We start from the raw sequence: 24137 nt of genomic DNA, 5'->3' as shown, positions 1-24137 counted from the left end.
CTAATTTTTGTTATATTTTTAGCGTTGTCAGGAGAGAAGTACTTTCACATTTGAGGTGGTTATGAAAAAAATTGCATGTCTTTCAGCATTAGCCTGTGTGTTAGCAGTAGCGACAGGTTCCGCCATGGCACAAAGCACTGTAACCGGTGGCTACGCACAGAGCGACTACCAGGGCGTTGCTAACAAAGCAAACGGCTTCAACCTGAAATATCGTTATGAAGACGGTTCTAACCCACTGGGTTGGATCGGCTCATTCACCTACACCGAGAAAGATCGTACCGAAGATGGCATTTACAATAAAGGCCAGTACTACGGCATCACCGGTGGTCCAGCATTCCGTCTGAATGACTGGGCAAGCATCTATGGTGTAGTCGGTGTTGGCTACGGTAAATACCAGCAGAACGACACTGTTTCACGCGGCAAAACTGATACCAGCGATTACGGTTTCTCTTACGGCGCAGGTATGCAGTTCAACCCAATGGAAAACGTTGCACTGGACGTGGGCTATGAGCAGAGCCGCATCCGTAGCGTTGACGTTGGCACCTGGATTGCTGGCGTAGGTTACAGCTTCTAAGTGATCTTAGTCGAGTTTAAAAAAACGGCCCTGTTAAGGGCCGTTTTTATTGGTGACAAAAAAACAGCCCGCCAGAGAGCGTCAGCCTGGCCTTCACGCCTTCCCAATATCGTCCATTACCCTGACTCCCTGCCGGATGCGGCGCCGCAGCCTGTCTCCCTCTGAGCTTACCGGCTTGCTCGTGCTGAAAACGACGGCTGCACAATGAAAAAAGCGATCCACCAGGCGATGCCGGAGACAGCCACGTGGTCGTGGGTTGCAAAATAAACGTGGGATTGCCACAGACAGGGTGATGCAAAAGTGAGAAGCGCTGGAGGTGTGCAAACGGGCGACAGCAAAAGGCAAATCGTGCGCGAATGGCACAGCCAGACAGCGAAAAAAAAGGGCGAGCAGCCGGAAGATGGCACCTTCAGGCTCGCAGCCAGAAGGCGTTATCAACGATTAGCCGCGCCAGATCAGTTTCTGGCAGTGGCGTTCTTCAGGTTCGTGACCCAGGAGTTTGTTGATCAACATCAGGCGCAGCGTAAAAGGGGAACGCGTCAGCAGGCACCACCAGGATTTCATACCTGATGTAGATTTTTCTGCCTGAAAGCATTTGCCGCAGTCGATGCAGCTTTTCAGGGTGCTCATAACATCACCTCCCAATTAATTTAACGCAACGGTAAGCAGACTGGCCTAATCGTGCTTTAATGCACCACTCTGTTTACATTATCAACAAATATAGCATTGGCTATATCGTTTAGCCAAGGCTAACGACGAAAAATTTGAGCTTATTTGCGCCTGGTTTACAATGAGCGCAGCTAAATCCATACGGCAGGGCTGGTGTGGAAAAAAATAAAGAGGAAGCTGAATGAGTCGTCGTGCCAAAAGCGTGGTTTCTGCCCCGCAAGGACCACTAAAAGATATTGAAGAGCATGTCGAAGGGTTTCGGCAGGTGCGCGAGGCGCATCGCCGTGAGCTGATTGATGATTATGTTGAGCTAATCTCTGATTTAATTGGTGAATTTGGTGAAGCACGTCAGGTCGATATGGCGGCGCGCCTGGGGGTTTCGCAACCCACCGTCGCAAAAATGTTAAAGCGATTAGGTACCGCCGGGCTGGTAGAGCAGGTCCCTTATCGTGGTGTCTTTTTGACACGTGAAGGCGAAAAGCTGGCTGAAGAGAGCCGCGCCCGCCATCATATTGTTGAAACCTTTCTGTTAGCGCTTGGCATCAGTCCGGAGACGGCACGGCGCGATTCAGAAGGCATTGAACATCACGTGAGTGATGAAACCCTGGCTGTATTCCAGAAATTTTACGAAAACAATTAACCCTCAGGTAAGGCGCCGGACATCATGCCCATCGTGCTTCGCTCATTTTTGCATGACCATATATTGCACTTGTTAGTCGTTGTTGGGGTTGTTCTGCTGTTTCTTGCTGACTATCGCTGGCCGGATCTTCCCGCCGCGGTGGACTGGCATACCATCATTACCCTGAGTGGATTACTTATCCTCACAAAAGGGTTAGAAACCAGCGGGTATTTTGATGTTCTCGGGGCCAGGTTAATTGCGCGCTTCAAACACGAACGCACGCTGGCACTCTTTATGGTGCTGGCGGCGGCGCTGCTGTCGACCTTCTTAACCAACGATGTGGCGCTGTTTATTTTGGTGCCGCTGACGCTGACGTTACGCAAATTTTCGCATTTACCTATCTCGCGCCTGATTATCTTTGAAGCGCTGGCGGTCAATGCCGGTTCGCTACTCACCCCGGTGGGCAATCCACAAAATATTTTGCTGTGGAGCCACGGCTCTTTGAGCGTGGGCGGTTTTATCTTGCAAATGACGCCGCTGGCCGCCTGGCTGCTGCTGAGCCTGATGGTGGTGACCTGGTTCAGCTTTGCCAAACGCACGATTGACAAGCACGAGACCAGCGAAGAGCACAGCTGGCAGAAACCCCTTTTTGCCGTCAGTGTCGTGCTGTATCTGCTTTTTATTGCCGCGCTGGAATGGCATGTGACCGGTTGGGCCCTGTTGCTGATTATGGTGTGTTTCCTGATTATGGCGCGTCAGGTCTTGCTCAATATCGACTGGAGCCTGCTGGTGGTCTTCATCGTGATGTTCCTGGATGTCTTCTTGCTGACGCGTTTACCGGTCGTTCAGGCGCATTTCGATGCCATTACGCATCTGGGCAAAGGCGAGCTTTATCTGCTGGCCATCGGTCTGTCCCAGGTCATCAGTAATGTGCCGGCCACCATCCTGCTACTGCAAAAAGTGCAGCCGACAGAAGTGCTTGCCTGGGCGGTCAATATTGGTGGCTTTGGTTTGCTTCCCGGTTCGCTCGCTAACCTTATTGCGCTGCGAATGGCCAAAGATCGCGCCATCTGGTGGCGTTTTCATCTCTTCTCCGTGCCCTTACTCGCCTGGTCAATGCTCACGGGTTGGCTGTTGCTGAAACTGGTCGCCTGACTCAGACACATCCTGCCGCGGTGCAGGATGTGCTGCCTTTCTCAAGTTACGTAAAGTTGTACTGGATTTTGTCAGTTTTCGATCTAATGTTTAGTGGACTTTCTACGCCCAGGACAGAGGGCCTTAGCCAGCGACGGACACTATGAGCGAGAACAACAACCGCGATTCACATCAGGAAGACGCAGAAAACGCGCCAGATAAAAACAGCCAGCCACATGACAATCAGGATCATGACGACGAAAAGCCGCGCAAACGCCCCGGCAAAAAACCGTTAATCATCTTGGCCGTTGTCGTGGTTGTCATGCTAATCGTGGCCTTTTTCTTCTGGTTTACGACCCGTAACGAAGAAACCACTGACGACGCCTTTACCGAAGGCAATGCGGTCACCATTGCCGCAAAAGCGTCCGGCTATGTTGTTAAACTGCTGGTTAACGACAACCAACGCGTCAGGAAGGGCGATCTGCTGGTTGAAATCGATCCGAGTGACAATGAGGCCCAGCGTGCTCAGGCTAAAGCCCAGTTGGGTCTGGCCACGGCACAGCTGCATCAGGCGCAGGCGCAGTTAGCGCTCTCTCGTGTTCAGTATCCGGCCCAGCGCGATCAGGCGCTGGCCGACCAGGCGAAAGCCGAAGCCAACTACATGAACGCCCAGGCGGACTACCGGCGCCAGCGTGGCGTCGATCCGCGTGCCACCAGTCAGCGAAACATCGACTCGGCATCTGCACAGCTCCGTTCTGCGCAGGCACAGCTGCAAAGTGCCAAAGCCCAGGTGGAAGTGGCCTCGCAGGTTGCCCTGCAAATTCGTCAGCAGGAAACCAATGTTGAAGCGCGTCAGGAGCAGGTTGAGCAGGCCAAAGCGCAGCTCAACGTGGCTGAGCTGAATCTCTCTTACACTCAGGTTCGTGCGCCTTACGATGGCTTTGTGACGAAGCGCAATGTCCAGATGGGCACGCTGGTCCAGGCGGGAAGTGCTCTGTTCTCGCTGGTTTCTCCGGACATCTGGATCACCGCAAACTTTAAAGAGTCTCAGCTTGAGCGAATGAATCCCGGCGACAAAGTGGCAATCAGCGTAGACGCCTGGCCAGACATGAAGCTGGAAGGGCATGTCGACAGTATTCAGATGGGCACAGGATCGCGTTTCTCCACCTTCCCGTCTGAGAATGCCACGGGTAACTACGTGAAAATTGTCCAGCGTGTTCCGGTGAAAATCGTGATTGATAAAGGGCTGGATCCAAACCGACCGCTGCCACTGGGATTATCGGTTGAACCGAAGGTAACCGTGGAATGAGCGAATCGCAGAGCTGGAAACCCGCCAGTAACCCCTGGCTAGTGGCCATTACGGTCACGCTGGCGGTATTTATGGAAATCCTGGATACCACCATCGTTAACGTGGCCCTGCCGCACATCGCGGGTTCACTCTCTTCCAGTTACGATGAATCAACCTGGGTATTGACGTCGTATCTGGTAGCGAACGGTATCGTGTTGCCCATCTCTGCCTTTTTCAGCCGTCTGTTTGGCCGCAAACAGTTTTTTTTAATCTGCATTGTGATGTTTACCATCTGCTCCTTCCTGTGCGGTATTGCCACGGAACTCTGGCAAATTATTCTGTTTCGCGTCCTGCAGGGCTTTTTTGGCGGCGGGCTGCAGCCGGTACAACAGTCGGTGCTGCTCGACTATTTCAAACCCGAAGATCGGGGCAAAGCGTTTGGCCTTTCTTCCATCGCGATTATCGTTGCGCCGGTTATTGGCCCGACGCTGGGTGGCTGGATCACCGATAATTACAGCTGGCGCTGGGTATTCTTTATTAATATCCCGGTCGGCGTGCTGACCATCATGGCCATTTTACCCTTGCTGGAAGATCCGCCGTGGGAGCGTAAATGGGCCAAGGGCAAACTCAAGATCGACTATATCGGCATCAGCCTGATTACGCTCGGCCTGGGATGTTTGCAGGTCATGCTGGATCGTGGCGAGGATGAAGACTGGTTCGCCTCGCATTTTATCGTCCTGTTTGCCGTGCTGGCGCTGGTCGGGATCGTGGGGGCCATTTACTGGCTGATGTATGCCCGTAAACCGGTCGTTGACATTCTGGTCATGAAAGATCGCAATTTCTGGGTCGCCGGTTTATTAATGGCCGGCATGGCGATGATACTTTACGGCAGCTCGGTGGTTCTGCCCCAGCTGGCGCAGCAGGATCTCGGTTACACGGCGACCTGGTCGGGACTGGTGCTGTCTCCCGGCGCGGTGTTGATCGTCTTGACCATCCCGCTGGTCTTGAAACTGATGCCGGTGGTGCAGACCCGCTACATTATTGCCTTTGGTTTTAGCTGCCTGGCGCTGGCCTTCTTCTATTCGGCGTCCTTAACGCCTGATGTCGATTTCACTACGCTGGTCATGATGCGCAGTGCGCAGTCAATTGGCCTGGGCTTCCTGTTCGTGCCGCTGACCACCATTGCCTTTATTACGATTCCCCAGCGCCTGAATGCGGACGCCTCAGCCCTGTTCACCATGTTCCGTAACGTAGCGGGTTCGATTGGTATCTCGTTGTCCACCGCGGCGATTACTGAACGGGAGCAGGCGCGTTCGGCCCATATGGTGCACAACATGACGCCGCTGAACGAACAGTTCAACATCACCGTTCAGCACTGGGCACAGGCGATTCGCGACTTCACTTCTGCGGTGGGCGATCCCGTTACGTTGGCAACGGGTCAGCTCTACAAAGAGATGATTGTCCAGTCCCGCATTCTGGCTTATATCGACGTCTTTTCAGGCTTGAGTATCGTTGCCCTGATTTTGATTCCATTTTGTTGGCTGCTGTCGCCTGTCAAGAGCGAAGGCAGTGCAGGAGCACACTGACATGAAAGTTATGACTACGCATCGCCTGAATCCACTCAACCTGATGCTGTTGTTCGCCCTGACGGGCTGCAGCGTTGGCCCGGACTACCAGGCGCCAAAGCCCCAGCTCCCGGGCAGCTATCACGCGCTGGATTCACAGGAAACCTCAAGGCCGCAAACGTCAGCGGTGGATTCGCGCTGGTGGCGCAATTTCGGGGATCCTCAGCTCGATAGCCTGATTGCGCGCGCCATCGAAGGTAACCTCTCATTACAACAGGCAGTATTGCGCATTGCCGGGGCGCGCGAGCAGTTATCTCAGGCGCAGGGCGGGTTGTTTCCCAGCCTTAACGGTTCAGCCAAAGTCACCCGTCAGCAGCTTGGCCTGGAAGGGCTACTGAAAGCCAACGGTGCCGACCAGCTCGACAGTAATGTCGCCAGCCAGCTGAACGGCCTGACACAGCCCGTCACGCTGTATCAGGGCAGTTTCGATGCCAGTTGGGAACTGGATCTGTGGGGCAAGGTGCGCCGCCAGATCGAGTCAGCGAATGCCCAACAGCAGGCGGCGATTGAGCAGCGCAACGACGCGCTGGTGTCGCTTGAGGCCGAAGTGGTGCGCGCGTGGTTACAGCTGCGTGGCGCGCAGGCAACGGTAAAAACGTTACAACAACAGATTGCGGTGGCGGATCAGACCTGGCAACTGACGGAAAGCCAACAGCGCAACGGCTTAGCGCCAGTCACGAATGTCGAAAATGCCCGCGCGCAGTTAAGCAGTCTGCAGGCGCAGTTGCCGCAGTATCAGGCACAAACGCGCCAGGCGATGAACGGGCTGGCCGTGCTGTTGGGCAAAACGCCGGGCGCGCTGGATGCCGAGTTAAGCGAGCCGAAAGCGCTGCCTGCACTGCCTGCGTTTGTTTCTGTGGGCATTCCTTCCACACTGGCGCGACGTCGTCCGGATATTCGTCAGGCAGAAGCCACACTGCATGCACAGACCGCCGAGATTGGCGTGTCTGTTGCGCAGCTGTTCCCCAGCCTGTCGCTGACCGGTCAGTTGGGCGTGCGTAACACTGACGTCAGCTATCTTGATAACTGGAGCAGTCATTTCTACAGCGTGGGACCGTCGTTATCTATTCCCATCTTCCAGGGAGGAAGGCTGGTTTCCAGCGTCAGGCTGGCGCGGGCGCAACAGGCAAGCGCGGCACTTAACTATCGTCAGACGGTGCTGACTGCCCTGCAGGATGTGGAAAATGCCCTGGTCAGTTACCGTGCCGATCAGCAACGGGTAACGGCACTGGATGAAACGACTGGCGCGCTGCAGCGTACCTTCGATCTGGCCAGTGACAGTTATCGTCAGGGATTATCCACTTTCCTCGAGGTGCTGGATGCACAGCGCCAGCTGGCGCAGGCGCAGGAACAGGCGACCCAGGCGCGCATGCAAAGCGGGCTGGATCTCGTCGCCCTGTATAAAGCCTTAGGGGGCGGCTGGGAGACCTACCAGAACGTGCAGTTGCCGCAGTACGATGTATTTGGTCCCGCCACGCCGGTGAACTAAGCGTTCAGGCCGTGCCCCCTGTTAAAAGGGCGCGGCCTGACAATCCGCTCTACTGATACCCATGATTTATTATTTATGCGTTTTATCGTCAAATAAAAATCATCAAACGCCTCATGTTACTCTGTCGAACTCGCCGCCCAACGACGCTCCGCTATTTATCTTTTACGCCCGACGTTAAGAGAAGGAATCACGTCCTCGCCGAAGTAGCACTCACCGGGTCTGTAAACGCGCGCGTATTTTTTTACGTCAGAGAAACGCAGGAACGCGCGATACAAACGCCGGAATGATAAAAAAGCATCCCGATATTGTCCCGGGTAACCGGATAACTTTGCCGTTATATGCAGGTTAATTTTGTGAGCGGCAGAGCGGCCGTGGTGAGAAAAACAGACGGGAAGGCAGGGAATTTAATGCAAATTCTTTAAAGACGATAAAATAATCGACCGGAGCGTTATAAAGTTTTGGGGTGGATTCATGCAGCGTGCGTAATCAATGAAATCGTTTACATTGTGCAAGGATAGCAGGCGTTTAGTGTTAATTCGTGGTTAATAATCTCTCCACATAAGGATTCTGAATACTTCACGGCCATTTAAAAAAACACTCGGAATTATCTGTAGTAATAAATTAATTTATTTTTTTATTTGAATTAGGTAGTCTTGTCGCTACAGTTTAATTAAACCCCCTTAATCAAGGATATTGTGATGAGTGACGCATTTAAAGTTCTAAACAACATTCGCACATTACGTGCCCAGGCTCGTGAACTGCCACTGAGCGATCTGGAAGAGATTCTTGAGAAATTGACCGTCGTTGTGACTGAACGCCGTGAAGAAGCTCACGCTGAAGAGCAGCAGAATCGTGAAAAAGAAGAGAAGTTATCTAAATATCGCGAAATGTTGCTGGCTGACGGCATCGATCCTAATGAATTATTAGGTGCCCTGGAGCAGGGTAAAAAACGCACTAAGCGTGCGCCGCGTCCGGCTAAATATTCTTACACCGATGAAAACGGCGAGAAAAAATCATGGACCGGCCAGGGCCGCACCCCAGCAGCTATTAAAAAAGCGCTGGATGAAGGTAAAAGCCTGGACAGTTTCCTGATCGATTAATCGACACAATCCTTGTAAGCGGTAGCCGGGTGCATTTATGTTCCCGGCTTTTTTTATTTAAAAAACCCTGCGTGCCGTTTCCCTGTTTACGATCTCCACACGTTAATTAATCTCGTCGTGCGTGACGGCAACGTCTGTGGCATGCGTGGCAACCCGATGCGACCTGCGCGCCAGCTGCAGGAAACCGTGCAGGACGATAATTAAAAGTTGCGCGTTTTCAAGGGACACTCAGGCAATCCTTGCCGGAGACTGGCGTGCGCTACGTCACATCTGGCATAATAGCCGCCGTTTTTCCATCCACTCTCTTCACTAAGGTCAACGCCGTGTTAGTTAGCAGCAATATCACCATGCAGTTTGGCAGCAAGCCACTGTTCGAAAATATCTCCGTAAAATTTGGCGGCGGTAATCGTTACGGTTTAATCGGTGCGAACGGCAGCGGAAAATCCACCTTCATGAAGATTTTGGGTGGCGATTTGGTGCCATCAGGCGGCAATGTCTCTTACGATCCTAATGAACGTATTGGTAAATTACGTCAGGATCAGTTCGCCTTCGAAGAATATAGCGTGTTAGATACGGTCATCATGGGGCACCATGAATTATGGGAAGTGAAGCAGGAACGTGACCGTATTTATTCCTTACCTGAAATGACAGAAGAGGAAGGCTACAAAGTCGCCGACCTTGAAGTGCTGTATGGTGAAATGGATGGCTACAGCGCTGAACCGCGCGCCGGTGAATTATTACTGGGCGTCGGTATTCCGGTAGAGCAGCATTATGGCCCAATGAGCGAAATTGCCCCGGGTTTTAAATTACGTGTTCTCCTGGCTCAGGCATTGTTTTCCAACCCGGATATTTTGCTGCTGGACGAACCGACTAACAACCTGGATATCGATACTATTCGCTGGCTGGAGCAGGTCCTCAACGAACGCGACAGCACCATGATTATCATTTCGCACGACCGTCACTTCCTCAATATGGTCTGTACCCACATGGCTGATTTGGACTACGGCGAACTGCGTGTTTATTCTGGTAATTATGATGAATATATGACCGCTGCCACCCAGGCGCGTGAGCGACTGTTATCCGATAACGCCAAGAAAAAAGCACAAATTGCCGATCTGCAATCCTTTGTCAGCCGTTTTAGTGCTAATGCCTCTAAATCACGTCAGGCGACATCGCGTGCGAAACAGATGGACAAAATAAAGCTGGAAGAGGTAAAAGCCTCCAGTCGTCAGAACCCATATATTCGATTCGAACAGGATAAGAAACTGTTCCGTAATGCACTGGAAGTCGAAGCGTTGACGAAAGGGTTTGATAACGGTCCGCTGTTTAAAAATTTAAATCTGTTGCTGGAAGTGGGCGAAAAACTGGCGATCCTCGGCGCTAACGGTATTGGTAAATCCACGCTGTTAAAAACGCTGGTCGGTGAACTGACGCCGGAAAGCGGCAGCGTTAAATGGTCTGAAAACGCGAAGATTGGTTATTATGCCCAGGATCATGCAGACGATTTTGCTAATGACCTGACGGTATTCGACTGGATGAGCCAGTGGAAACAGCAGGGCGATGATGAACAGGCCGTGCGTGGGATTCTTGGCCGCCTCCTGTTTTCACAGGACGATATTAAAAAACCGGCTAAGGTGCTGTCGGGTGGGGAAAAAGGTCGGATGCTGTTTGGCAAGCTGATGATGGAAAAGCCCAACATCCTGATTATGGATGAGCCGACAAACCACCTTGATATGGAATCCATTGAGTCATTAAACATGGCGCTGGAAATGTATGAAGGTACGCTGATTTTTGTATCTCATGACCGTGAGTTCGTCAGTTCACTGGCGACGCGAGTGATGGAAATCAAAGCCGATCGCATTGTGGACTTTACCGGTAATTACGAAGATTACCTGCGCAGCCAGGGCATCGTCTAACAAGAACGGGGTAGCGATGGCTACCCCGTTATCGTTTGGGTCTGTGCGTCAGGGTGGATTGCCTGCGACGATCCGGCTTAAAGTCCTTTCGTTACCTGACCTGCAGCCCCCTCCGCTTTACGCATGAACCCTATCAATTAACGGCTCAATCATGATGACCGCAGACTTCACAATGGGGATCCTGCGCGACCTTCAGGGTACGGAACTCCGCGCTCAGCGCATCGTACATCAGCAAACGCGAGCGCGCCGGTGAGCCGAAGTGCGTCAGCAGCTTCAGGGTTTCCATCGCCTGCATGGCGCCGACGACGCCCACCAGCGGTGCCATTACGCCGGCCTCCACACAGCTCAGAACCTGGGCGCCAAACAGCCGGCTGATGCAGCGATAACAGGGCGTATCGGGTTGCCAGTCAAATACGCTGAGCTGGCCTTCCATACGAATCGCCGCGCCTGAGACCAGCGGCACTTTCAACTGGTAGCATAACCGGTTAATTTGCTCGCGCACCGCCACATTGTCCGTGCAGTCCACCACCACCTGCTGCCGGGCAATCAGGGCGTTGAGCGCCTCATCGTCCAGTTGACCCTGCACAGCCTGTAACTGGCAGTGAGGATTAATGGCGGCCAGCGTTTCCCGGGCGGATTCCACCTTGGCGCGGCCAATATCGGCATCGTAATGCAAAATCTGTCGCTGCAGATTAGAAAGTGAGACCGTATCAAAGTCCACTAGCGTAAGATTGCCCACGCCCGCTGCCGCCAGATAGGGCGAGGCCGCACAGCCTAAACCGCCCAGCCCGACAATCAGCACATGACTGGCTTTTAATCGTTCCTGACCGTCAAAGTCAAAACCACGCAATACAATCTGTCGGTTGTAGCGCAGCATCTCTTCGTGGCTCAGTTCGGGCAGCATTTACCCCTCCAGCAGCGTATTAAAGGGTTCGACATCCACCCATTCACCTGCTTCAACAGGGCCGCGATCGCGTTCCAGCACAATAAAGCAGTTGGCCTGAGAAAAAGAGCTGTAGACATGGGAGCCCTGCGCGCCGGTGCTGACAACCTCTGGTTCACCCTGGCTGTTTTGCCGCAGAACGCCACGCTGGAAATCCAGCCGGCCAGGCGATTTTTTCAACGCGGTTGCCGTGCGTACGCGCTGGCGGGGCGGCAGCGCGGCAGCCGTTTGTCCCGTCAGGGTGGACAGCAGCGGCTGCACCAGTTGATAGAAGGTCACTACGGCAGAAACCGGATTTCCGGGTAAGCCGCAGAACCAGCTGTTCGCCAGACGACCAAAAGCAAAAGGTTTACCGGGTTTCATCGCCAGCTTCCAGAAGCGAATCACGCCGAGTTCTTCCAGCATCGTTTTGGTGAAATCGGCTTCGCCCACCGAAACGCCGCCGGTACTGATGACTACATCAGCCTGGCGATCGGCTTCGGTAAAGGCCGCACGCAGTGCAGCAGGATCGTCTTTGATAATGCCCAGATCGATAACCTCGCATCCCAGCTTGTGCAGCATCAGCGAAATCGCAAAACGGTTGGTGTCATAGATTTGCCCCGCCGCTAACGGCTGGCCCACAGGCTGAAGTTCGTCGCCGGTGGAAAAAATCGCGACGCGCAGTTTACGCAGCACCCGCACGGTCGCGATCCCCAGCGAGGCCAGTAAGGGCAGTTCGGCAGCACCCAGACGCACGCCCGCCGCCAGCACCTGATGGCCAGCCCGAATATCGTCACCCGTCAGCCGGATATTTTGTCCGGCGTTGACCGGGGCGGTGATAATCACCTTCTCATCCTGCAGACGGGTTTCCTCCTGCATAACGACCGCGTCACAACCGGCAGGTACAGGGGCACCCGTCATTATTCTGATCACGCTACCCGCGGGCCATTCACCGCTAAACGGGGCCCCGGCAAAGGCTTTACCTGCAACCGGTAGAGGCTGGTTACTCTCAATATCAGCCAGCCTGACGGCGTAACCATCCATCGCCGAGTTGTTGAAAGGGGGAACATCGATCGGTGACGTGACCGCGCAGGCAGTAATGCGCCCGGCCGCGTCTGGCAGGCTCAGCTCAAGCGAGTCTGTGATGGGCGTTAGCGACGCCAGCATCTTTTGTTGCGCGTCCTCAAGGGAAATCAGTCCGGCAGTAAAGCTTTCCATTCTATTCTCAGCTTGTCTGTTGCAAGGGCTGTCTATTATGGTGACTTTTCCCTTCAGAGTCACATCGGCATAAGGCACAACGAAAGGTTATTAGCGCATTGTCAGTTTCCGCTTTACAACCTATAGCGGGCTTTCTATATTCAAAAATGGTCCAAACCGAGTTAAAACCATTCAAAATCAGTGTTTTTCCTTCTGATGCAACCACAGGGTAACGCAGTATGGCTAAAGCAGCGATCGCCATTCATGGCGGTGCGGGGGCAATTACCCGTGCCGCCATGAGCGCAGAAAAAGAGCAGGCATACCGACAGGCGCTTTACGACATTGTGACGCACGGGCAGAGCATGCTGGCTCAGGGGGCTTCTGCGCTGGATACGGTGACTGAGGCGGTGCGCAGGCTTGAGGAGTGCCCGTTATTCAATGCAGGTAAAGGCGCGGTGTTTACGCGGCAGGGCACCCATGAACTGGATGCCTGCATCATGGATGGCCGGACGTTACAGGCCGGCGCAGTGGCGGGCGTATCGCGTATACGCAATCCGGTGCTGGCGGCCCGCGCGCTGTTGGAAAACAGCCCGCACGTGTTGTTGGCGGGCGAGGGCGCTGAAGCGTTTGCCCGGGCACAAGGCCTTGAGCAGGTTGAACCTGATTTCTTTTCTACGCCTGAACGTTGGGAGCAACTGCAGCGCGCGCTCGGCAGCGATACCGCGCTGTTGGACCATGATGGTGCGGCCCAGGGCGGCGATCCCCTTGATCCGGACCGTAAGTTCGGCACGGTGGGCGCGGTTGCGCTGGACAACGACGGCAATCTCGCCGCCGCCACCTCTACCGGCGGGATGACCAATAAACAGGTTGGCCGCATTGGCGACTCGCCCTTACCCGGTGCGGGTTGCTATGCCAGCAACGACAGCGTTGCGGTGTCCTGTACCGGCACCGGAGAAGTGTTTATCCGCACGCTGGCCGCTTACGATGTGGCGGCGCAGATGCGCTACGGTGGACGCACGTTACAACAGGCCAGCGTGAATGTTATTCACGACAGCGTGCTGGAGTTAGGCGGCAGCGGCGGGCTGATTGCAGTTGATCGTGAGGGCAACGTCGCGCTGCCTTTCAACAGCGAAGGCATGTACCGGGCTTATGCCCGCACAGATGAGGCCGCAGAGGTGGCAATTTACCGTGAAAGCTAATCGTGAGGCCCTCCACAACAGCCTGTCTGGCACAACAGTATTGACCGACGAGCAGGTGCTGGCCGTACGCGATCTTAACGTGCGTTTTGAAAACGATGGCGTAGTCACCCAGGCTGTACGCCATCTTTCCCTTGACGTCTACCGGGGTAAAACCCTGGCCCTGGTGGGCGAATCTGGTTCGGGCAAGTCAGTGACCTCGCTGGCGTTGATGCGCCTGATTGAGCAGGCCGGCGGAGACGTCAGCGGCGAGATCCTGTTGCGCGGTCGTAACGGCGAGGTACGGGATCTGATGCGCATGCCGCGCGGTCAGATGCGGCAGGTGCGCGGTGCCGATATGGCGATGATCTTCCAGGAACCCATGACGTCGCTTAATCCGGTGTTCTCTGTTGGTGAGCAGATTGCCGAATCCATTCGTCTTCATCAGGGCCAATCCCACGCCGGGGCGCTGGCAGAAGCGCGTCGCATGCTCGACAGGGTACGTATTCCCGATGCGCAAAAGATTCTGCGCCGCTTTCCCCACCAGCTCTCGGGCGGCATGCGTCAGCGCGTAATGATTGCCATGGCGCTGTCATGTCAACCTGCGCTGCTGATTGCAGATGAACCCACCACCGCGCTTGACGTGACGATTCAGGCGCAGATTCTGCAACTGATTCGCGAACTGCAAAAAGAGATGCGGATGGGGGTGATTTTTATCACTCACGATATGGGCGTAGTGGCTGAAATGGCTGACCGGGTACAGGTGATGTACCGTGGCGAAGTGGTGGAAAATGCCGAAACGGCTCAGCTGTTCAGTGCGCCCTGCCAGGCTTACACGCGCGCCCTACTGGCCGCCGTACCGGCGCTGGGTGCCATGCGGGGCCAGCCGCTGCCCGCCAGGTTCCCGCTGATTGGCAGCGATGACGAACCGGCAGTACCACAGAATACCGTACGCCACGATCGGCCACCGATTTTACAGGTACGCAATCTGGTCACGCGGTTTGATATCCGCTCAGGGTTATTTAACCGGGTGAAAAGTCGGGTACACGCGGTCGAGAATGTCAGTTTTGATCTCTACGCAGGTGAAACGCTGGCGCTGGTAGGGGAGTCCGGATGCGGAAAATCCACCACCGGACGCTCCCTGCTAAAGCTGGTTGCCAGCCAGGGCGGCAGTATCACCTTTAACGGTCAGCGCATAAACGATCTCTCCGGTCCTGCTCTGGCCCATCTGCGGCGCGATATTCAGTTTATTTTTCAGGATCCCTATGCGTCGCTGGACCCTCGCCTGACCGTCGGCTTCTCTGTTATGGAGCCACTGCTGGTCCACAAGGTGATGCCGCGCCATGAAGCAGAGCAGCGCGTCGCGTGGTTGCTGGAAAAGGTCGGGTTATTGCCGGAGCATGCAAGGCGCTATCCCCATGAGTTCTCCGGCGGCCAGCGGCAGCGTATTTGCATTGCGCGGGCGCTGGCGCTGAACCCGAAAGTGGTGATTGCCGATGAGTCGGTTTCGGCGCTGGATGTGTCTATTCAGGCACAGATTATTAACCTGATGCTGGATTTACAGCGCGAGTTTGGCATCGCATTTTTGTTTATTTCCCATGACATGGCGGTCGTTGAGCGCATCAGCCATCGTGTTGCGGTGATGTATCTTGGACAAATCGTCGAGATGGGGCCGCGTCAGGCGGTGTTTGAACGCCCGCAGCATCCTTACACCAAAAAGCTTATGGCCGCCGTGCCGATTGCCGATCCGTCGCAGCGGCAGCGCGAGCGCAGTTTATTGGTCGATGAGATCCCCAGCCCAATTCGTTCACTGGGCGACGAACCCGAAACGGTTTCGCTGATGGAAGTCGCGCCCGGCCATTTCGTGGCACGTCACGCTAACGCGCGACCTGAATAACTAAGCCGTCGCTACGGCGACAAATCAGACAGGGATAACAAGGAGAAGACAATGCAGATAACGATGCGAAAAGGCTTACTGGCAGCGGGCGTACTCAGCAGTGCAATGGCGTTACCCGCCTGGGCCGCACAGGATGCGGTCATTGCCGTGGCCTCTAATTTCACCACCCTCGATCCCTACGACGCCAACGATACGCTGTCGCAGGCGGTCGCAAAGTCGTTCTATCAGGGGCTGTTCGGCTTTGATAAAGACATGAAGCGCATCAACGTGCTGGCCGACAGCTACCAGGTGAGCGAGGATGGTCTGACCTATACGATTAAACTGCACTCCGGCGTGAAGTTTCAGGATGGCACCGACTTTAATGCCGAGGCGGTGAAGGCCAACCTCGACCGTGCCAGTAATCCCGATAATCATCTGAAACGCTATAACCTGTTCAAATATATCGCCAGCACGGAAGCCGTCGATCCTGTGACGGTGAAAATCACGCTCAAACAGCCTTTCTCGGCCTTTATCAACATTCTGGCGCACCCGGCCGCCGCGATGATCTCGCCCGCTGCGTTGAAAAAATATGGTAAGGAGATTGGGTTCCATCCGGTGGGAACCGGGCCGTTTGAATTCGTCACCTGGAACCAGACCGACTTCGTTAAGGTAAAAAAATGGGATGGCTACTGGAAGAAGGGCTATCCAAAACTCGACAGTATTACGTGGCGTCCGGTGGTGGATAACAACACCCGAGCGGCCATGCTGCAAACGGGCGAGGCGAACTTTGCTTTCCCGGTGCCCTACGAGCAGGCCAAACTGTTGGAGAAAAACAGCAAGCTTGACGTGGTGGTCTCGCCCTCGATCATGCAGCGCTATATCAGCCTGAACGTGACACAAAAGCCTTTCGATAATCCCAAGGTGCGTGAGGCGCTGGAATACGCGATTAATCGTCAGGCCCTGGTCAAAGTCGCGTTTGCCGGTTATGCCACACCGGCTACGGGTATTGTGCCGCCATCGATTGAGTACGCTCAAACCTATCCGCCCATTCCCTATGATCCTGCAAAAGCAAAAGCCTTGCTGAAAGAAGCCGGCTATCCGAACGGGTTTGAAACCACGCTCTGGTCCTCTCACAACCACAGTACGGCACAGAAAGTTCTGCAGTTTGTGCAGCAGCAGCTGGCACAGGTGGGCGTTAAGGTGAAGGTTACCGCCATGGATGCGGGACAGCGCGCGGCGGAAGTGGAGGGCAAAGGTCAGAAAGAGAGCGGCGTACGCATGTTTTATACCGGCTGGTCTGCCTCCACCGGGGAAGCTGACTGGGCATTAACGCCGCTGTTTGCCACGACCGCCTGGCCGCCAGCGATCTTTAATACTGCCTTCTACAGCAATCCGAAAGTCGATAAGGATCTGGCCGATGCGTTGAAAACCACCGACAGCAAGCAAAAAGCCGAACTCTACAAAGATGCGCAGGATACGATCTGGAACGATCATCCCTGGATTCCACTGGTGGTGGAGCAGTTGGTTTCAGCCCACAGCAAAAACCTGAGTGGCTTTTATATGATGCCGGATACCTCATTTAGTTTTGACGATGCCGAGCTGAAGTAACCCGGCGGACCCGTTCAGGTTGACGCGAGGGGGCACAGCCCACAGCTAAACCTGGGCGGTTCGTGTAATGCCCGCTTTTGCCGTGTGTGCTGAAGCGGGCGGGCAGGCCAGCCGCGACGGCTGGCGGCTGTGTAGGATCTGACATGTTTAACTATTTTCTGAAACGACTGCTGGGCCTGATTCCCACGCTGTTTATCGTGGCGGTGCTGGTGTTTATGTTTGTGCACTTACTGCCGGGGGATCCCGCACGCCTGATTGCCGGCCAGGAAGCCGATGCCTCCGTCGTCGCGCTGGTACGCCAGGAGTTGGGGCTGGATCAACCGCTGCCACTGCAGTTCTGGCACTTTGTCGTCAATGCCCTACAGGGGGATTTTGGCCAGTCGCTGGTGTCGAGGCGGCCGGTTTCACAGGAAATCGCCACCCGCTTTATGCCAACCTTGTGGCTGACCTTAGTTAGTATGGTATGGGCGGTGATCCTGGGAATGGCGATTGGCATTGTTTCTGCGGTGTGGCGCAATCGCTGGCCGGACCGCCTGGGCATGACGCTGGCGGTTTCGGGCATTTCCTTTCCGGCGTTTGCCCTTGGCATGCTGCTGATGCAGGTGTTTTCTGTCCAGCTGGGCTGGCTACCCACGGTGGGAGCCGATAGCTGGCAGCACTACATTTTGCCTTCCGTTACCCTGGGGGCGGCCGTCGCCGCCGTCATGGCGCGTTTTACCCGGGCCTCTTTTGTTGAGGTGATGCAGGAAGATTACATGCGCACCGCGCGCGCGAAAGGGGTGCGTGAATCCGGCGTGGTGATTAAACACGGATTACGGAATGCCATGATCCCGGTAGTGACCATGATGGGCCTGCAGTTTGGTTTCCTGCTGGGCGGGTCGATTGTGGTGGAGGTGGTGTTCAACTGGCCGGGGTTGGGGCGTCTGCTGGTGGATTCAGTGCAGATGCGTGACTATCCGGTCATTCAGGCGGAGGTGCTGCTGTTTTCGCTGGAGTTTATCCTGATTAACCTGTTTGTCGATATGTTATATGCCGTCATTAACCCGGCGATTCGCTTTAAGGACACCTGATGAAAAACTGGCGACGGGAAGCGGCATTAAAAAGTATGCCGCTGTTAAACGGCAACCGGGTTAGAACACCGTGGCGCGAGTTCTGGCGGCGCTTTCGCCATCAGCCCGTGGCGTTGCTGGCCGGTCTCTTCGTGCTGGTGCTGATTGTGTTGGCATTCACGGCACCGGCCATTGCGCCGTTCGACGCTGAAAATTATTTTGACTATGACCGCCTGAATGACGGGCCTTCCCTGATGCACTGGTTTGGCGTGGACTCACTGGGCCGCGATATTTTCAGCCGCGTACTCGTGGGCACCCGAATTTCGCTGATTGCCGGTTTTGTCTCCGTGGCAATAGGCGCGTTTATCGGCACCCTGGCGGGCCTGCTGGCGGGCTACTACGAAGGCTGGTGGGACAGGATAACCATGCGCGTTTGTGACGTCCTGTTTGCCTTTCCCGGTATTCTGCTCGCCATTGCCGTGGTGGCCATTATGGGCACCGGTATCAGCAACGTGATTATCGCCGTGGCGATCTTCAGTATTCCGGCGTTTGCCCGTCTGGTGCGCGGCAATACGCTGGTGCTGAAACATCAAACCTATATCGAGTCTGCACGCAGCATCGGGGCATCCGACTGGACGATTATCCTGCGCCACCTGTTGCCAGGGACGGTATCGTCCATTGTGGTGTACTTCACTATGCGCATCGGTACCTCGATTATCACGGCGGCAAGCCTGTCATTTTTGGGACTGGGCGCGCAACCGCCCACGCCGGAGTGGGGTGCCATGCTCAACGAAGCGCGGGCCGATATGGTCATTGCGCCGCATGTGGCGATTTTTCCGGCGCTGGCCATTTTTTTTACGGTTTTAGCCTTTAATTTGCTTGGCGACGGGCTACGTGACGCACTTGATCCTAAACTTAAGACATGAAACCTTTTGATTATGACCAGGACTTCAGCACCATCGATTTTCGCAAGCAGCCTGAGCGTTACCAGGTGGGGCGCGGAGAGCAGGGCGTGCTCATGGTCCAGCCTTATAAGGGCGAGATCTTACCGCACTGGCGTTTTCGTACCGTTGAGGTTGCCAAAGCTTCGGCAGAAGAAATCATGGCGCTGTTCGAAGCCTATCGCCAGCAGGATGATTTTGTCGGCATGGACATGGCACGCAAATTTATCCAGATGGGTTATACCCGCGCGCGTCGCTACAGCAACCACAAGGGCGGACGGAAATACGATGCCCAGGGCAAGGAATTGCCTTGGGGCAGGGACGAAGAAAAGGCCGCTGCGGCGGCCATTTTCAAAGCATACTGGGACAAGCTACGTGCTGATGATGACTACCTGGCGCGCAAAAAAGCGCACCAGCAGAAGTACGGTTAAGCGCGGCTGGCCCACAAATCGTATTCGTCTGCGTGTTCCACCTTCACGCGCAGGACATCACCCGGCTTAACGTTGCTCTCGCCGTTCAGGTAAACGGCGCCGTCGATTTCCGGCGCATCAGCCATGCTACGACCAATCGCACCTTCTTCATCGACCTCATCAATGATGACCATAATCTCGCGTCCCACTTTTTCCTGCAGGCGTTCAGCAGAGATCTGCTGCTGCAACTGCATAAAGCGGTCGTAACGCTCTTGCTTAACAGCTTCATCAACCGGATCGGGCAACTGGTTCGCCGTCGCGCCTTCGACCGGGCTGTACTGGAAACAGCCTACGCGATCCAGACGGGCTTCTTTAATGAAATCCAGCAGCATCTGGAAGTCTTCTTCGGTTTCACCGGGGAAGCCAACGATAAAGGTTGAGCGCAGGGTTAACTCAGGGCAGATTTCACGCCAGCGCTTAATGCGCTCCAGCGTCCGTTCTACTGCGCCAGGACGTTTCATCAGTTTAAGAATGCGTGGGCTGGCATGCTGTAACGGAATATCCAGATACGGCAGAATTTTGCCTTCAGCCATCAGCGGAATAACGTCATCAACGTGGGGATACGGATAGACGTAATGCAGGCGGACCCAGACGCCGAGTTTGGCTAACTGCTCACACAGGCTGACCATGCTGGTTTTTACCGGCGCACCGTTCCAGAAGCCCGTCCGGTGCTTCACGTCCACGCCATAGGCCGAGGTATCCTGTGAAATCACCAGCAACTCTTTCACTCCAGCTTCAACCAGACGTTTCGCTTCATCCAGTACTTCACCAATGGCACGGCTGTCGAGATCGCCACGCATCGAAGGAATAATGCAGAAGGTGCAGCGATGGTTACAGCCTTCAGAAATCTTCAGGTAGGCGTAATGGCGCGGCGTCAGCTTCACGCCCTGTTCCGGCACCAGGCTCAGGAACGGGTTGTGCTGCGGCTTAGGCACGTAGCGATGCACATGCGACAGCACCTGTTCATAGCTGTGTGGACCCGTAATCTCCAGCACCTTCGGATGCACCTCACGAATTTGATCGACTTTGGCGCCCAGACAGCCGGTCACGATGACCTTACCGTTTTCGTTCAGGGCTTCACCGATCGCTTCCAGAGATTCCTGGACGGCGCTGTCGATAAATCCGCAGGTGTTAACAATAACGATTTCAGCATCGTCATAGCGTGGTACCACCTCATAACCCTCGGTGCGCAGTTCCGTCAGGATGCGCTCTGAGTCAACAAGGTTTTTTGGACAGCCGAGCGAGACAAATCCGACGCGCGGCGGCAGTGTATTGGTAGTGGACATAAGGTGGTTTCCGGTTCAGCACAGCAATGGCGCGCGATTTTACCTGTGTTGTGATGAAAATTGTAGCGTTATCTGTAAGGGATTAGTTAAGCGTAAAGTAACGCAAAAACCCGTAAAGGTCTGCACCCATCGCCCGGGGTCGGACGGCAGAACACGAGGGCAACCGAAAGTCAGTAACTCACCGTTGTGTAAAAGAATTTCTAATAAACACCGAATAATCAGGTGGATAAATATTAAACATCTTTAACTTTACGACAGCGATTTTGGTCACATTCTAAGTTGATATTTGCTTGTTTTCATTAATAATGAATCGCTTAACCAGTACTGAAGGCGTCGTTTCTTCAGATCATGACGTGGACAATGTGAGAGCAAAATAATGAAAGAGATCATCAACGGGTTTCTGAGTTTTCAGCAGACAGTCTTTCCCGAAAGAAAGGCGCTTTTTAAAAGTCTGGCATCTAATCAGAATCCAAAAGCGCTGTTTATCTCTTGCTCAGACAGCCGTCTGGTGCCGGAACTCGTTACTCAGCAGGAACCCGGACAGCTGTTCGTCATCCGTAATGCGGGCAACATTGTGCCCTCTTTTGGTCCGGAACCGGGCGGCGTGTCAGCGACAATTGAGTATGCCGTAATGGCGCTGGGGGTTTCTGACATCATTATCTGTGGTCACTCAAACTGTGGCGCGATGAACGCTATCGCCTCCTGTGCCTGTATGGATTCTATGCCAGCCGTCGAGCACTGGCTGCGTTATGCCGATGCGGCAAAAGCGGTGGTTGAGCAGCGTGAATACGATTCGCCTGAGAAGAAGCTCAACGAAATGGTGCAGGAAAACGTGATTGCCCAGCTGAACAACATGAAAACCCACCCGTCAGTCTCGGTCGGGTTACGTCAGGGCAAGCTGCGCCTGCACGGCTGGGTGTACGATATTGAAAGCGGTACGATTCTGGCGCTGACGCCAGGCGGTAAAGAGTTTATCTCACTGGCGGAAAACCCGGATACCTGTTTCGAATAACCGCTTCCGCCCGCTATCTTACTGCGGGCGGTCTCTTCTCTTCACGATCCCTTTTCGGTCGGATTTCCCAGCGCATGCCATTAGCCATCCTGCTGCCAACGCCTTGTTTAATCTTTTGTAAATCCTTTACTGCATTCCAGACGGTCTGACTACGCTTAACAGCACTGCACGCTGTCAGGAGAAGACTATGGTTCGTATTCCGACCCCGTTGTTATTGAGTGGCGCATTACTCTTTTCCAGCCCGCTGTGGGCGAGTGACCTTAAGGTTGAGGTGCTTCAGGATAAGCTGGATCACCCCTGGTCTGTGGCATTTTTGCCCGATAATCAGACGTTGCTGATTACTGAACGATCCGGCCAACTGCGCAGCTGGCGGCCTGACAGCGGCTTGTCCGAACCGATTCAGGGCGTGCCAAAGGTCTGGGCGCAGCGTCAGAGCGGACTGCTGGATGTGGTGCTGGCCCCCGATTTTGCCCAGAGCCGCCGCGTCTGGCTCAGCTATACCGAAGCGGACAGCAACGTCAAGGCGGGCGCCGTGGTAGGCTACGGCAAACTCAGCCCTGATAACCGCCAGTTAACCGATTTTCATGAGGTGATTCAGCAAACGCCGCGCCTCTCAAGTGGCAATAATATCGGCACCCGGCTGGCCTTCGATCGTCAGGGCTTTTTATGGATTGCCTTTGGCGACAACTTTGTCAGCAGTGCCGCACAGGACCTCGATAAACTTCAGGGCAAGCTGCTGCGTTTGAACGCGGACGGCAGCGTGCCAAACGATAATCCCTTCGTCAATAAACCCGGCGCGCGCCCCGAAATCTGGGCCTATGGTTTACGCAATCCTCAGGGGCTGGCACTGAATCCCTGGACTCAGGTGATGTGGGAAAGTGAGCATGGTCCCCGCGGTGGCGATGAGGTAAATATTATTCAGAAGGGCAAAAATTACGGCTGGCCGCTGGCAACCTACGGCATTGATTACAACGGCAGTAAGGTGCCGGAATCCAAAGGCACGCATGTGGCAGGCACGGAACAGCCGGCGTTTTACTGGAAAGTCTCGCCAGCGATCAGCGGTATGGCGTTTTATAACAGCGCACGTTTTCCACAGTGGAAAAATTCGCTGTTTATTGGCGCGCTGAAAGAGAAGAACCTGATTCGGTTGCATATCAACGGCGAGAAGGTCGTCGAAGAACAACGGTTGCTGGACGGGCGCAATGAGCGCATCCGCGATGTCCGTCAGGGGCCCGATGGCTATCTCTATCTACTGACGGATGAGGCTAACGGTAAATTGCTCAGGGTTGGGTTGACGCAGGACGCCAGCGCGTCCCGCGGTTAACTCAGCGAGCCCAGTGGCAGACCTGCCAGCCGCGCTTTTCAGCTTCCTGTAACAGCGGTTCCGCCGGATTAATCACGTGTGCATAGTCGGCCTGCGCCAGCATGGGCAGGTCGTTCATGGAATCACTGTAAGCCCAGGTGTGCGCGTAGGTTTCGGCAGGGCGCGCGGCTTTCCATTCTTCTACCCGCTTCACTTTGCCATGCTGAAACGTCAGGGTGCCGTAGGTGTTGCCGCTGTAACGTTCGTCCACCACTTCGACACCAATGGCCAGGGCCCCGCAGGCACCGAGCTGGCTGGCGATAGGATTCACCAGATGTTCGCCGCTGGCGGAGATCACGATAATTCTGTCACCGCGCGCCTGATGCCAGTCAAGCCGCGCCCGGGCTTCCGGGTAAACGCGCGGCATGATATCACGGTGGATAAAGCGTCGAACCCATCCTTCCACCGTCATCGTCGCCATGCCGGTCAGCGGGGAAAGGGTTTTATGCATGTACTCATCAATCGACAGCGTCCCGGCATAATATTGACGCATTAATTCCTGTTCTTCATCAATCAGGTCACTGGAGGCAAAGCCTTGTGAGACCAGCCAGCGTAGCCACAGGCCGGTACTGTCCTCACTAATCAGCGTTTCGTCCAGATCAAACAGGGCTAGATCCATAGGGGTTCTCCTCAATTGAATAAAGTCAGGGTAACCCAGTTTTGTGACGGCCTTAACTTTCTGATTAAAAAATCAGAATTTAGCGCATTTTTATGTGCGACATTCGTGAGGGAAAATGGCACGCGCGCGGCACGCTTGCCAGGGTTAATCTACTAAAATCTATAAAACTTTACGATTAAGCGGTTTTTTTCATTGACGCCAGCGG

At 54.6% G+C, this 24137-nt stretch carries 22 protein-coding genes; 16 read left to right on the top strand and 6 right to left on the bottom strand.

What is annotated here, in order from left to right; translation table 11 throughout:
- The first annotated feature begins 61 nt into the window (after window positions 1-61).
- Window positions 62-574 (top strand): outer membrane protein OmpX, encoded by a 513-nt coding sequence (gene ompX, locus P9J57_RS13945; RefSeq protein ID WP_028714971.1) that lies wholly within the window; start codon window positions 62-64, stop codon window positions 572-574.
- 441 nt (window positions 575-1015) lie between these two features.
- Here ompX and P9J57_RS13940 read toward each other — a convergent pair whose 3' ends face one another.
- The gene (locus tag P9J57_RS13940) at window positions 1016-1204 is read right to left on the bottom strand and encodes a hypothetical protein (protein ID WP_014606238.1); all 189 of its coding nucleotides are present in this window, start codon (window positions 1202-1204) and stop codon (window positions 1016-1018) included.
- Between the two features lie 220 nt (window positions 1205-1424).
- Here P9J57_RS13940 and mntR point away from each other — a divergent pair, with 220 nt between their 5' ends.
- The 6 genes from mntR (at window position 1425) to P9J57_RS13910 (ending at window position 8498) form a co-directional block, all read left to right on the top strand.
- Window positions 1425-1883: a manganese-binding transcriptional regulator MntR gene (gene mntR, locus P9J57_RS13935; protein ID WP_013025174.1), complete on the top strand. Its 459-nt coding sequence runs from the start codon at window positions 1425-1427 to the stop codon at window positions 1881-1883.
- Window positions 1884-1907: 24 nt separating this feature from the next.
- Entirely contained in the window at window positions 1908-3017 is a 1110-nt protein-coding gene (locus P9J57_RS13930; protein WP_014593277.1) for an SLC13 family permease, read from the top strand.
- 142 nt (window positions 3018-3159) lie between these two features.
- Window positions 3160-4305: an HlyD family secretion protein gene (locus tag P9J57_RS13925; RefSeq protein ID WP_015700686.1), complete on the top strand. Its 1146-nt coding sequence runs from the start codon at window positions 3160-3162 to the stop codon at window positions 4303-4305.
- Window positions 4302-5870: a DHA2 family efflux MFS transporter permease subunit gene (locus P9J57_RS13920; RefSeq protein ID WP_013025177.1), complete on the top strand. Its 1569-nt coding sequence runs from the start codon at window positions 4302-4304 to the stop codon at window positions 5868-5870. Before P9J57_RS13925 ends, P9J57_RS13920 begins: the two co-directional genes overlap by 4 nt.
- A 1-nt stretch (window position 5871) precedes the next feature.
- On the top strand, window positions 5872-7398 hold the full coding sequence (locus tag P9J57_RS13915; protein ID WP_015700684.1) for an efflux transporter outer membrane subunit: 1527 nt from the start codon (window positions 5872-5874) through the stop codon (window positions 7396-7398).
- Window positions 7399-8096: 698 nt separating this feature from the next.
- Entirely contained in the window at window positions 8097-8498 is a 402-nt protein-coding gene (locus P9J57_RS13910) for an H-NS family histone-like protein (RefSeq protein WP_014606234.1), read from the top strand.
- Between the two features lie 102 nt (window positions 8499-8600).
- Here P9J57_RS13910 and P9J57_RS13905 read toward each other — a convergent pair whose 3' ends face one another.
- A complete protein-coding gene (locus P9J57_RS13905; protein WP_015700682.1) occupies window positions 8601-8726 on the bottom strand; it encodes a hypothetical protein in 126 nt (41 codons plus the stop codon).
- Window positions 8727-8821: 95 nt separating this feature from the next.
- Between P9J57_RS13905 and P9J57_RS13900 the strand changes: the two genes are divergently transcribed.
- The gene (locus tag P9J57_RS13900) at window positions 8822-10414 is read left to right on the top strand and encodes an ABC-F family ATPase (protein ID WP_014606233.1); all 1593 of its coding nucleotides are present in this window, start codon (window positions 8822-8824) and stop codon (window positions 10412-10414) included.
- Between the two features lie 145 nt (window positions 10415-10559).
- Here the strand turns inward: P9J57_RS13900 and moeB are convergent, their stop codons facing one another.
- A complete protein-coding gene (gene moeB, locus P9J57_RS13895) occupies window positions 10560-11318 on the bottom strand; it encodes a molybdopterin-synthase adenylyltransferase MoeB (protein WP_013025181.1) in 759 nt (252 codons plus the stop codon).
- Window positions 11319-12554, bottom strand: a complete 1236-nt coding sequence (gene moeA / locus P9J57_RS13890) for a molybdopterin molybdotransferase MoeA (RefSeq protein WP_014606232.1) — start codon at window positions 12552-12554, stop codon at window positions 11319-11321.
- A gap of 218 nt (window positions 12555-12772) precedes the next feature.
- On the opposite strand from moeA, the gene P9J57_RS13885 reads away from it, so the two are divergent.
- The 6 genes from P9J57_RS13885 to P9J57_RS13860 all read left to right on the top strand — a co-directional run bounded on the left by P9J57_RS13885 (window position 12773) and on the right by P9J57_RS13860 (window position 19613).
- Window positions 12773-13732 (top strand): isoaspartyl peptidase/L-asparaginase family protein, encoded by a 960-nt coding sequence (locus P9J57_RS13885; RefSeq protein WP_013025183.1) that lies wholly within the window; start codon window positions 12773-12775, stop codon window positions 13730-13732.
- Window positions 13683-15605: a dipeptide ABC transporter ATP-binding protein gene (locus P9J57_RS13880; RefSeq protein ID WP_233266591.1), complete on the top strand. Its 1923-nt coding sequence runs from the start codon at window positions 13683-13685 to the stop codon at window positions 15603-15605. Before P9J57_RS13885 ends, P9J57_RS13880 begins: the two co-directional genes overlap by 50 nt.
- Before the next feature lie 51 nt (window positions 15606-15656).
- Window positions 15657-17192 carry a glutathione ABC transporter substrate-binding protein GsiB gene (gene gsiB, locus P9J57_RS13875; protein WP_013025185.1) on the top strand — a complete coding sequence of 512 codons (1536 nt, stop codon included), beginning with the start codon at window positions 15657-15659 and terminating at the stop codon, window positions 17190-17192.
- A 143-nt stretch (window positions 17193-17335) separates the two neighbouring features.
- A complete protein-coding gene (gsiC, locus tag P9J57_RS13870; RefSeq protein WP_014606229.1) occupies window positions 17336-18262 on the top strand; it encodes a glutathione ABC transporter permease GsiC in 927 nt (308 codons plus the stop codon).
- On the top strand, window positions 18262-19167 hold the full coding sequence (gene gsiD / locus P9J57_RS13865; RefSeq protein ID WP_013025187.1) for a glutathione ABC transporter permease GsiD: 906 nt from the start codon (window positions 18262-18264) through the stop codon (window positions 19165-19167). The genes gsiC and gsiD overlap by 1 nt, the downstream gene beginning before the upstream one ends.
- The gene (locus tag P9J57_RS13860) at window positions 19164-19613 is read left to right on the top strand and encodes a DUF4385 domain-containing protein (RefSeq protein ID WP_014593286.1); all 450 of its coding nucleotides are present in this window, start codon (window positions 19164-19166) and stop codon (window positions 19611-19613) included. The genes gsiD and P9J57_RS13860 overlap by 4 nt, the downstream gene beginning before the upstream one ends.
- On the opposite strand, the gene rimO is transcribed toward P9J57_RS13860, so the two are convergent.
- The gene (gene rimO / locus P9J57_RS13855) at window positions 19610-20938 is read right to left on the bottom strand and encodes a 30S ribosomal protein S12 methylthiotransferase RimO (RefSeq protein WP_013025189.1); all 1329 of its coding nucleotides are present in this window, start codon (window positions 20936-20938) and stop codon (window positions 19610-19612) included. The genes P9J57_RS13860 and rimO overlap by 4 nt on opposite strands.
- A gap of 376 nt (window positions 20939-21314) precedes the next feature.
- Here rimO and P9J57_RS13850 point away from each other — a divergent pair, with 376 nt between their 5' ends.
- The gene (locus P9J57_RS13850; RefSeq protein WP_013025190.1) at window positions 21315-21950 is read left to right on the top strand and encodes a carbonic anhydrase; all 636 of its coding nucleotides are present in this window, start codon (window positions 21315-21317) and stop codon (window positions 21948-21950) included.
- A gap of 187 nt (window positions 21951-22137) precedes the next feature.
- A complete protein-coding gene (locus P9J57_RS13845) occupies window positions 22138-23274 on the top strand; it encodes a PQQ-dependent sugar dehydrogenase (protein ID WP_019106174.1) in 1137 nt (378 codons plus the stop codon).
- A gap of 1 nt (window position 23275) precedes the next feature.
- On the opposite strand, the gene P9J57_RS13840 is transcribed toward P9J57_RS13845, so the two are convergent.
- A complete protein-coding gene (locus tag P9J57_RS13840; RefSeq protein WP_014593287.1) occupies window positions 23276-23932 on the bottom strand; it encodes an HAD family hydrolase in 657 nt (218 codons plus the stop codon).
- Window positions 23933-24137: the final 205 nt, after the last annotated feature.

Source organism: Pantoea sp. nfd-35, from assembly GCF_056892255.1.
Note: the sequence above shows the minus strand (reverse complement) of the source record. Positions and strands in the feature narration are given on the sequence as shown.